We start from the raw sequence: 7954 nt of genomic DNA on the forward strand, positions 1-7954 counted from the left end.
ACGCAGGCAATACCAGCCAAAACGCGCGGGCGGGATGCCGGCAACCCCGGCATCCCGCCCGCAACGTCCCGTCCTTCCTTATTGCAGCGTGCGTTCGAACACGAACCGTTCGCCGTCCCAGTCCACGGGCACCACGTCATTCGGGCCGAAGCGGCCTTCCAGAATCAAGCGCGCCACGGGGTTTTCCACGTACTGCTGGATGGCGCGCTTCAGGGGCCGCGCGCCGAACACCGGGTCGTAGCCCGCACGGGCCAGTTCCTGGACTGCGGCTTCGGACACTTCCAGGCGCATTTCCTGCTGGGCCATGCGCTCGGCCAGACGCTTCAACTGGATGCGGGCGATCGGCTCGATGTGCGTCGCGTCCAGGCCGTGGAAAACCACGATCTCGTCGATCCGGTTCAGGAATTCCGGCCGGAACGCCGTCTTCAGTTCGTCGCGGATGACTTCCTTGACCACGTCATAGGGCTGGTCGGCCAAGTTCTGGATGTGCTGCGAGCCGATGTTGGACGTCATGATGATCACCGTGTTGCGGAAATCCACGGTGCGGCCCTGGCCGTCGGTCAGGCGGCCATCGTCCAGCACTTGCAGCAGCACGTTGAACACATCCGGGTGGGCCTTCTCGACCTCGTCGAGCAGGATCACGCTATAGGGCTTGCGGCGCACGGCCTCCGTCAGGTAGCCGCCCTCCTCGTAGCCCACGTAGCCCGGAGGCGCACCGATCAGGCGGGCCACCGAGTGCTTTTCCATGAACTCGCTCATGTCGATCCGCACCAGGTGGCTGTCCGAATCGAACAGAAAACGCGCCAGCGCCTTGGTCAGTTCGGTCTTGCCCACGCCGGTCGGCCCCAGGAACAGGAACGAGCCGTACGGGCGGTTCGGATCCGACAGCCCGGCGCGCGAGCGGCGGATGGCCTCGGACACCAGGCGCACGGCCTCGTCCTGCCCTACCACGCGCTCGTGCAACACAGTCTCCATGCCCAGCAGCTTGGCGCGTTCGCCCTGCATCATGCGCGACACGGGGATGCCGGTGGCACGCGACACGACCTCGGCGATTTCCTCGGCGCCGACCTGGGTGCGCAGCAGACGCGGCTTGTCGGCCTCTTCCGCCTTGGGCGCGGATTCCGCCGCCTTCAGGCGGGCTTCAAGTTCGGGCAGACGGCCGTACTGCAGTTCGGCGAGCTTGTCGTACTGCCCCTTGCGCTGCAGTTCCGCCATCTCGGCACGGACCTGGTCGATTTCCTCTTTCACCGCCTGCGAGCCCTGGACGACGGCCTTTTCCGCCTTCCAGACTTCCTCGTAGTCGTTGTACTCGCGCTGCAACGACTCCAGTTCGTCCTCGATCGCCTTCAAGCGGCGCTCGGAGGCTTCGTCCTTGTCCTTCTTGACGGCTTCGCGCTCGATCTTCAACTGGATGATGCGCCGGTCGAGCCGGTCCATGACTTCCGGCTTGGAATCGATTTCCATGCGGATGCGCGCCGCCGCCTCGTCGATCAGGTCGATGGCCTTGTCGGGCAGGAAGCGGTCGGTGATGTAGCGGTGCGACAGTTCCGCCGCCGCCACGATGGCGGGGTCGGTGATCTGCACACCGTGGTGCAGTTCATAGCGTTCCTGCAGGCCGCGCAGGATGGCGATGGTGGATTCCACGTCGGGTTCGTCCACCAGCACCTTCTGGAAACGGCGCTCCAGCGCGGCGTCCTTTTCGATGTACTGACGGTATTCGTCCAGCGTGGTTGCGCCCACGCAATGCAGTTCGCCGCGCGACAGCGCGGGTTTCAGCATATTGCCGGCGTCCATGGCGCCCTCGGCCTTGCCGGCGCCCACCATGGTGTGCAGTTCGTCGATGAAGACGATGGTCTGGCCCGAATCCTGGGACAGTTCCTTCAACACGGCTTTCAGGCGTTCCTCGAATTCGCCGCGATATTTGGCCCCGGCCAGCAGCCCGGCCAGATCCAGCGTCAGGACGCGCTTGCCTTTCAGGGTCTCGGGGACTTCGCCGTTGACGATGCGCTGCGCCAGGCCCTCGACAATCGCCGTCTTGCCCACGCCGGGCTCGCCGATCAGCACGGGGTTGTTCTTGGTGCGCCGTTGCAGGATCTGAATGGTGCGGCGGATCTCGTCATCACGCCCGATCACCGGATCGAGCTTGCCTTCACGAGCGCGGGCGGTCAGGTCCAGGGTGTACTTTTTCAGCGCCTGGCGGTTGTCCTCGTCCTCGGCGCCCGACACGGAGGCCCCGCCGCGCACCGCCTCGATGGCGGTTTCCAGCGCCTTGCGCTGCAGACCGGATTCGCGCAGGGCGCGGCCGACCTCGCCCTTGTCATCGGCCAGGGCCAGCAGATAGAGTTCGCTGGCGATGTAGGCGTCACCGCGCTGACCGGCTTCCTTGTCGGTGCGCGCCAGGGCGGCCTGCAGGTCGCGGCCGGCCTGGACATTGCCCTCGGCCCCCTGGATCGTGGGCATGGCCTTGATCTGGCGGTCCAGTTCGGCCTGCAGACGCGGCACGGCCACGCCCGCACGGGCCAGCAGACTGGTCGCGCCGCTGTCCGCATCGGCTAGCAGGGCCGACAGCAGATGGGCGTTTTCAATATAGGGATGGTCGTGGCGCACCGCGAGGCTCTGGGCATCGGCGAGCGCCTGCTGGAACTTCGTCGTCAGTTTGTCGAATCGCATGAGTGGGTCCCTTATATGGGAGGGGGCGTCGCGCCCCGATATGCGATATATGCGGCTGACGAGGAGATTTTCAAGACGCGGTCAGCGTCAGGCCGATTACACTTTTTCGTCCCGATCAGCGCACAATGAGGCTACGAGCACCGTGCCCGCAGGCATTTCTGGAGCAAACCGTGTCTTTGGTGGCATACAAGGCGCTGGAAGCACTCGATCTGGACAAGCTTCCGGTGCGCAGCATCGATGATCTGGAATGGATCATGTCCGAAGGGTTGTACGTGCAGTTGTTCAGCGCCGATGGCCGGCGCTCGGTGGATGTGCGCTGCGACCTGCTGCTGGAAGCCATGAACACCTGCGCCGTGCTGGCCCAGGCCTGCGGCCTGGATGCCGTCACGCTGGGCGTGGTGCTCGACCAGATCGAGACCGCGCACCGTCACCCTGAGGCCATCTTCGCCCGGCGCTTCGTGCTCAGCCATGTTCCCGACGCGTACTGGCACCCCAGGCTCGCGCGCGTCGTCGAATTGGCTCCTGAGGGCTCGGGCACCCGCGAGGCCCTGCGCTACTTGCTTGCCACCATCCAGTTGCGCGACGTGCTGTATTGAAAGCACGGCATAGGCCTCTTGTCCGCCACCAGCGCCACAATTCCAACAACAGATCGTTTTTCATCAACGATCCGGGAGGAAGGGCCCGGAGCGCCGGGATGCCCAGCAAGGCACACGCATGAAATGCCCCCAAAATCGGGCTCGTAGCCCATAGGACGTTTTCATCCGTTCGGATTATCCAATCTGGCGAAGGGCTGGGGACTCACCCAGAATCGGGTTTCCCGTCATCCTGGAAACCCGCCATGGCCGCCTGTCCGGCCCGCAGGCGCTGCAGGTGTTCAGTTGGCGGATGCTGGAATACAGCGTGCTGTTCCGGCACCGGGAACGGCGCAAGCACAAGGCGCTGTTGCCGCCGCCGGTCTACAGCCTGGGAATTCTGATCGACCAGCCTGCGTACCAGAACACTGCGCAACCCCTTTTGCCGTTCTGGTCATGGCGCAATTACAGGCCTCGGGCCGCCCGGCAACTGGAACAGGAGCATACGATGAGCTACGTCACGATCGCCGAACGGCATGGGATTGCGAAGGGCCGCATTGAGGGACTGGCCGAGGGCTGGACGGGAGGGCTGGACGGGAGGGCAGGCCGATCTGCTGCTGCGCCTGATCCAACGCCGTTTCGGCCCAGTGCCCGAAGACGTCACCCGGCGGATTCAAACGGCATAAACCGCGCAATTGCAAGCGTGGTCGCTGAATATTCTGGACGCTGTGACACTGGAAGATGTATTCCAGGACTGAGATGCAACAGCCAACCACGGTAGACGATAGCGCGATATTCCTGCAATATCAAAAACGATCACTGCATCAGGCCGGCGCCTCGCAACCAGTGCCGTGACAGGTCTTCGGCGGCCAGGTCCAGCGACCGGCCCGGGCCGGATGACCAGTTGTTCCAGCAGACGTACGGCACGCGGCCGGACGGCAACCCATAGCGCCGATAGACTTCCGGCATGATGGGCACATGGTCTCCATACCAGCACAGGCTGGCGGGCCGGCCAGGTCGTCAGACCCCGTTCCATTGAGAAAAATCAATCCCCCGCCAGATAAATCCGCCGTCCGGCCGACCGCAACCGCACCCGGGGTTTACCCTGGTATTGCAGTCAGATACGCCTGATTCAAGGCCACCCTTCCCGATCACCCAAAGAACCGCCATGAACGCACTCCAGGACTGGGACCCCCGCGCCCCCGAAGTCCTTGCCGATCCGATCGCCGCCTACGACCGCATGCGCCGCCGCTGCCCGGTGGCGCACAGCGACTATCTGCATCACTCCGTGTTCCGCCACGCCGATGTCATGCGGATCCTGCTGGACCATAAGACTTTCAGCAGCCAGGCATCACGCCACGTGTCCGTGCCCAACAGCATGGATCCCCCCGAACACACGGCCTATCGCCGGCTGATCGAGCCGTACTTCGGCCCGGACCGCATGGCAGCCTTCGAGCCGGTCTGCCGCCGCCTGTGTACGGACTTGGTCGCCGCACTGCCGCGCGACGAGCACGTCGAGATCATGTTCGGCCTGGCGCATCCCTTCGCCCTGCGCATGCAATGCGCTTTCCTGGGCTGGCCCGACAGTCTGCACGAACCGCTGCGCCAGTGGATCCATAAAAAGAACATCGCCACGCTGTCCGGCGACGCCCACGCCATCGCCGCCGTGGCCACAGAATTCGATGAGACCATCCGCTCACTGCTGAAAGTCCGCCGCGACGCCGGCGACCAGGCGCCCGACGACGTCACCACGCGCCTGCTGCGCGAAACCGTGGACGGCCGACCGCTGGCCGAGGACGAAATCGTCAGCATCCTGCGCAACTGGACCGTGGGCGAACTGGGCACCATGGCTTCCAGCATCGGCATCATCTCCCACTACCTGGCGACTCACCCCGATCTGCAGCACCGCCTGCGCCGTCATCCGGAACTGGTCCGGTCGGCCAACGACGAAATCCTGCGCATCCACGCCCCGCTGATCGCCAACCGCCGCGCCACCACCTGTCCGGTGCGCCTGGGCGGCACGCAGATCCCGACCGGCGAACGGCTCACGCTGATCTGGGCCTCGGCCAATCGCGATGAGGCCGTCTTCGGTGATCCGGACGAATTCCGCCTGGATCGCGATCCGTCCCTGAACCTGCTCTACGGCGCCGGCATCCACGTCTGCCCCGGGGCGCCCCTGGCGCGCCTGGAAATCGAAGCCATGATCCAGGCCCTGCTGGCGGGCACGCGCGCTCTGGAGCCGGTCGCCGACCAGCCGCCCATGCCGGCGATCTACCCGGCCAGCGGCTACCGTCAGGCGATGCTGCAACTGCGGCACACCTGAGGCGTGTGGCTAAGAAAGGACACTGCATCAGCTCATCGTGGATTCTCATACCAAGCCACGGTTATATCCCTACGGGCAAGATTACAATTCAGGCATGAACCATTCGGGGCGCACCGCCCCGTGCCTGACGGGAATCTGCCAGCCATGTGTCAGTTATTGGGCATGAATTGCGCCACGCCCACGGACATCACGTTTTCCTTCACGGGATTCGCCGCGCGCGGCGGCGGCACCGATCACCATGCTGACGGCTTCGGCATCGCCTTCTACGAAAATCGCGGATCGCGCTGCTTTCTGGACAACGCGCCCTGCTGCCAATCGCCGGTCGCCGACCTGATCAAACGCTACCCGATCAAATCGCGCAACGTCATCGCCCACATCCGCAAGGCCACCCAAGGCGCTCTGGAACTGGAAAACTGCCACCCGTTCGTGCGCGAATTGTGGGGCCGGCACTGGCTGTTCGCCCACAACGGCGACCTGAAGGCGTTCGACCCCGACCTGAGCAGCGGCTACAGGCCGATCGGCCAGACCGACAGCGAACGGGCCTTCTGCGTCATGATGGACGGGTTGCGCGCCCGCTTCGGCATCCGTGAACCGGACGACACCGAGCTGTTCACCGCCGTGGCCGACATGACGGCCGAACTTACCCACCATGGGGTGTTCAATTTCCTGATCTCCAACGGCCGCTGCCTGCTGGCGCACTGCTCCACGAACCTGTATTACATCGTGCGCGCTTGGCCTTTCCAGGTGGCACACCTGGTGGACGCCGACATGTCGGTGGATTTCTCCCAGACCAATGCGCGCGGCGACTGCGTTTCGGTCATCACGACCAAGCCGCTGACCGACAACGAGACCTGGACCGCCTTCCAGCCGGGCGAACTGATGATGTTCGTCGACGGCCGGCCCCAGTCCGGCCGGATCATCGAAATCCCCGCAGACATCCGGCGCAGCAACCAGGCCAACCTGGCCTGCGTCTGACGCCGCGATGAGCATCTCGACCGGCCCCGCCGACGATCCCCGCCCCGAGGAACCCGTCGAACCCGATCTCAATGAATGCTGCGGCAACGGCTGCGAACCCTGCGTGTTCGACACCTACGCCGAGGAACGGCGCGCCTGGCAACAGGCGGTCAAGGCATGGGAAGAACGCCACCGGGACCCCCCTACCTGACGAATGCCACCCGCCGGTCCGGCAGCACTCGCAGACAGCAGTGCCCCCGTTCGCCCCACCACCCGACAACCTTGCTGAGCATAGGGTTCCCGCCGGTTTTCCAGGGGCGCGTTCCTATAATCGGAAGCTCTCACCACCTCTCCAGGAATGACGCACCGTGGCCTCCGACGCTATCCCGATGTTCGCTGAAAACACCTACCCTCTCGACGCGCGCGGCATCGCCAAACGCTTCCGCCACGCCGCCATCTTCGGCGCGCTGTCGGCGCTGCAGCCGGGCGAAACCATGCGCTTTTGCAACGACCATGATCCCCTGCCGCTGCTGCAACAACTGAAGAATCACTTCGGCGAAAACATCCAGTTCGAATACCTGGCCCGCAACCCCGGCGAAATCGTCATCGACTTCCACATCGTGCCCTGATTCCGGGGACACCGCCCGTTCATTGCCGCCGCAGGCCCTGCAGCAATTGCCCCAGTTCCGGCGGCAATTGCGCCGGCTGCGCCGGCAGATCCAGGCTGCCCGGCGCGGGCGGCGTGGCCGCCAGCCGCTCGACCCGGAACTGCTTTTCGTAGGCCAACAGCCCCAGGCCCTTTTCCTCCAGCGTATCCAGGACCTGCCGTACGCCATCCGGCGACTGCCCGGCCGCCGTCTGCAGTAAAACGGCCATCCGCCCCAGAGCGCGCGTCAGTTCCCGCACCTCGGGCTGCTTGCCCAGAACACCCTGCCCCGTGCGGTCACGACCCTGCTCGTCCCGGTAGGACGCGGCATAGACGGCACCCGCGCGGCCGGCCACCGTCTCGCGGGCGCCAGTCGGTTCAATGCGGGTCAGCGTACTGACCATCTCGGGCGCCGTCTTGAGACCGCCGCCCAGCAACTGCGCTGCAGCGGTCCCATCCATCACCAGCGGCCGCCCCCCCGCCTGCATCACCGAATACAACTTACCGTCGCGCATCAGCAGATAACCCTGGCTGATGCCCGAGACATCGACCCGCGCATCCGGTCCGTCGAAGGATACCGTCAGGGTGCGGTCACCCGCCTGCACGGTCGCCACGCCCGCCGCCAGAACACAAGCCGGCACGACCCCGATCCAGGCCGCCAGCAGCCCTCCGATCCAACGCCTCATGTTTTCGATCTCCATGGAATCCGCACGAATGGATCACACGATAGCGGGTTTGCCCTTCGCCGAACAGGCGCGGACGTGGCACATGTGTGTCAGGATCTTGCCC

Annotated in this window: 8 protein-coding genes; 5 read left to right on the forward strand and 3 right to left on the reverse strand. The window is 64.9% G+C overall.

Going from position 1 to position 7954, the window contains the following annotated elements:
- Nucleotides 1-78: 78 nt before the first annotated feature.
- On the reverse strand, nt 79-2670 hold the full coding sequence (gene clpB, locus WA983_RS01800) for an ATP-dependent chaperone ClpB (RefSeq protein ID WP_424250509.1): 2592 nt from the start codon (nt 2668-2670) through the stop codon (nt 79-81).
- Between the two features lie 170 nt (nt 2671-2840).
- Here clpB and WA983_RS01805 point away from each other — a divergent pair, with 170 nt between their 5' ends.
- Nucleotides 2841-3266: a hypothetical protein gene (locus WA983_RS01805; RefSeq protein ID WP_424250511.1), complete on the forward strand. Its 426-nt coding sequence runs from the start codon at nt 2841-2843 to the stop codon at nt 3264-3266.
- A gap of 792 nt (nt 3267-4058) precedes the next feature.
- On the opposite strand, the gene WA983_RS01810 is transcribed toward WA983_RS01805, so the two are convergent.
- Entirely contained in the window at nt 4059-4211 is a 153-nt protein-coding gene (locus WA983_RS01810) for a hypothetical protein (protein WP_424249874.1), read from the reverse strand.
- Nucleotides 4212-4410: 199 nt separating this feature from the next.
- Here WA983_RS01810 and WA983_RS01815 point away from each other — a divergent pair, with 199 nt between their 5' ends.
- The 4 genes from WA983_RS01815 (at nt 4411) to WA983_RS01830 (ending at nt 7148) form a co-directional block, all read left to right on the forward strand.
- Nucleotides 4411-5565: a cytochrome P450 gene (locus WA983_RS01815; RefSeq protein ID WP_424311523.1), complete on the forward strand. Its 1155-nt coding sequence runs from the start codon at nt 4411-4413 to the stop codon at nt 5563-5565.
- 144 nt (nt 5566-5709) lie between these two features.
- The gene (locus tag WA983_RS01820) at nt 5710-6540 is read left to right on the forward strand and encodes a class II glutamine amidotransferase (protein WP_424249878.1); all 831 of its coding nucleotides are present in this window, start codon (nt 5710-5712) and stop codon (nt 6538-6540) included.
- 7 nt (nt 6541-6547) lie between these two features.
- The gene (locus tag WA983_RS01825; RefSeq protein ID WP_424249880.1) at nt 6548-6730 is read left to right on the forward strand and encodes an oxidoreductase-like domain-containing protein; all 183 of its coding nucleotides are present in this window, start codon (nt 6548-6550) and stop codon (nt 6728-6730) included.
- Nucleotides 6731-6908: 178 nt separating this feature from the next.
- Nucleotides 6909-7148, forward strand: coding sequence for a DUF2249 domain-containing protein (locus WA983_RS01830; RefSeq protein ID WP_043681763.1), 240 nt, complete (start codon nt 6909-6911; stop codon nt 7146-7148).
- Between the two features lie 19 nt (nt 7149-7167).
- Here WA983_RS01830 and WA983_RS01835 read toward each other — a convergent pair whose 3' ends face one another.
- Nucleotides 7168-7851 carry a hypothetical protein gene (locus WA983_RS01835; RefSeq protein ID WP_424249882.1) on the reverse strand — a complete coding sequence of 228 codons (684 nt, stop codon included), beginning with the start codon at nt 7849-7851 and terminating at the stop codon, nt 7168-7170.
- Between the last annotated feature and the right edge of the window lie 103 nt (nt 7852-7954).

The organism is Castellaniella sp., from assembly GCF_049650445.1.
Lineage (GTDB): Bacteria > Pseudomonadota > Gammaproteobacteria > Burkholderiales > Burkholderiaceae_B > Castellaniella.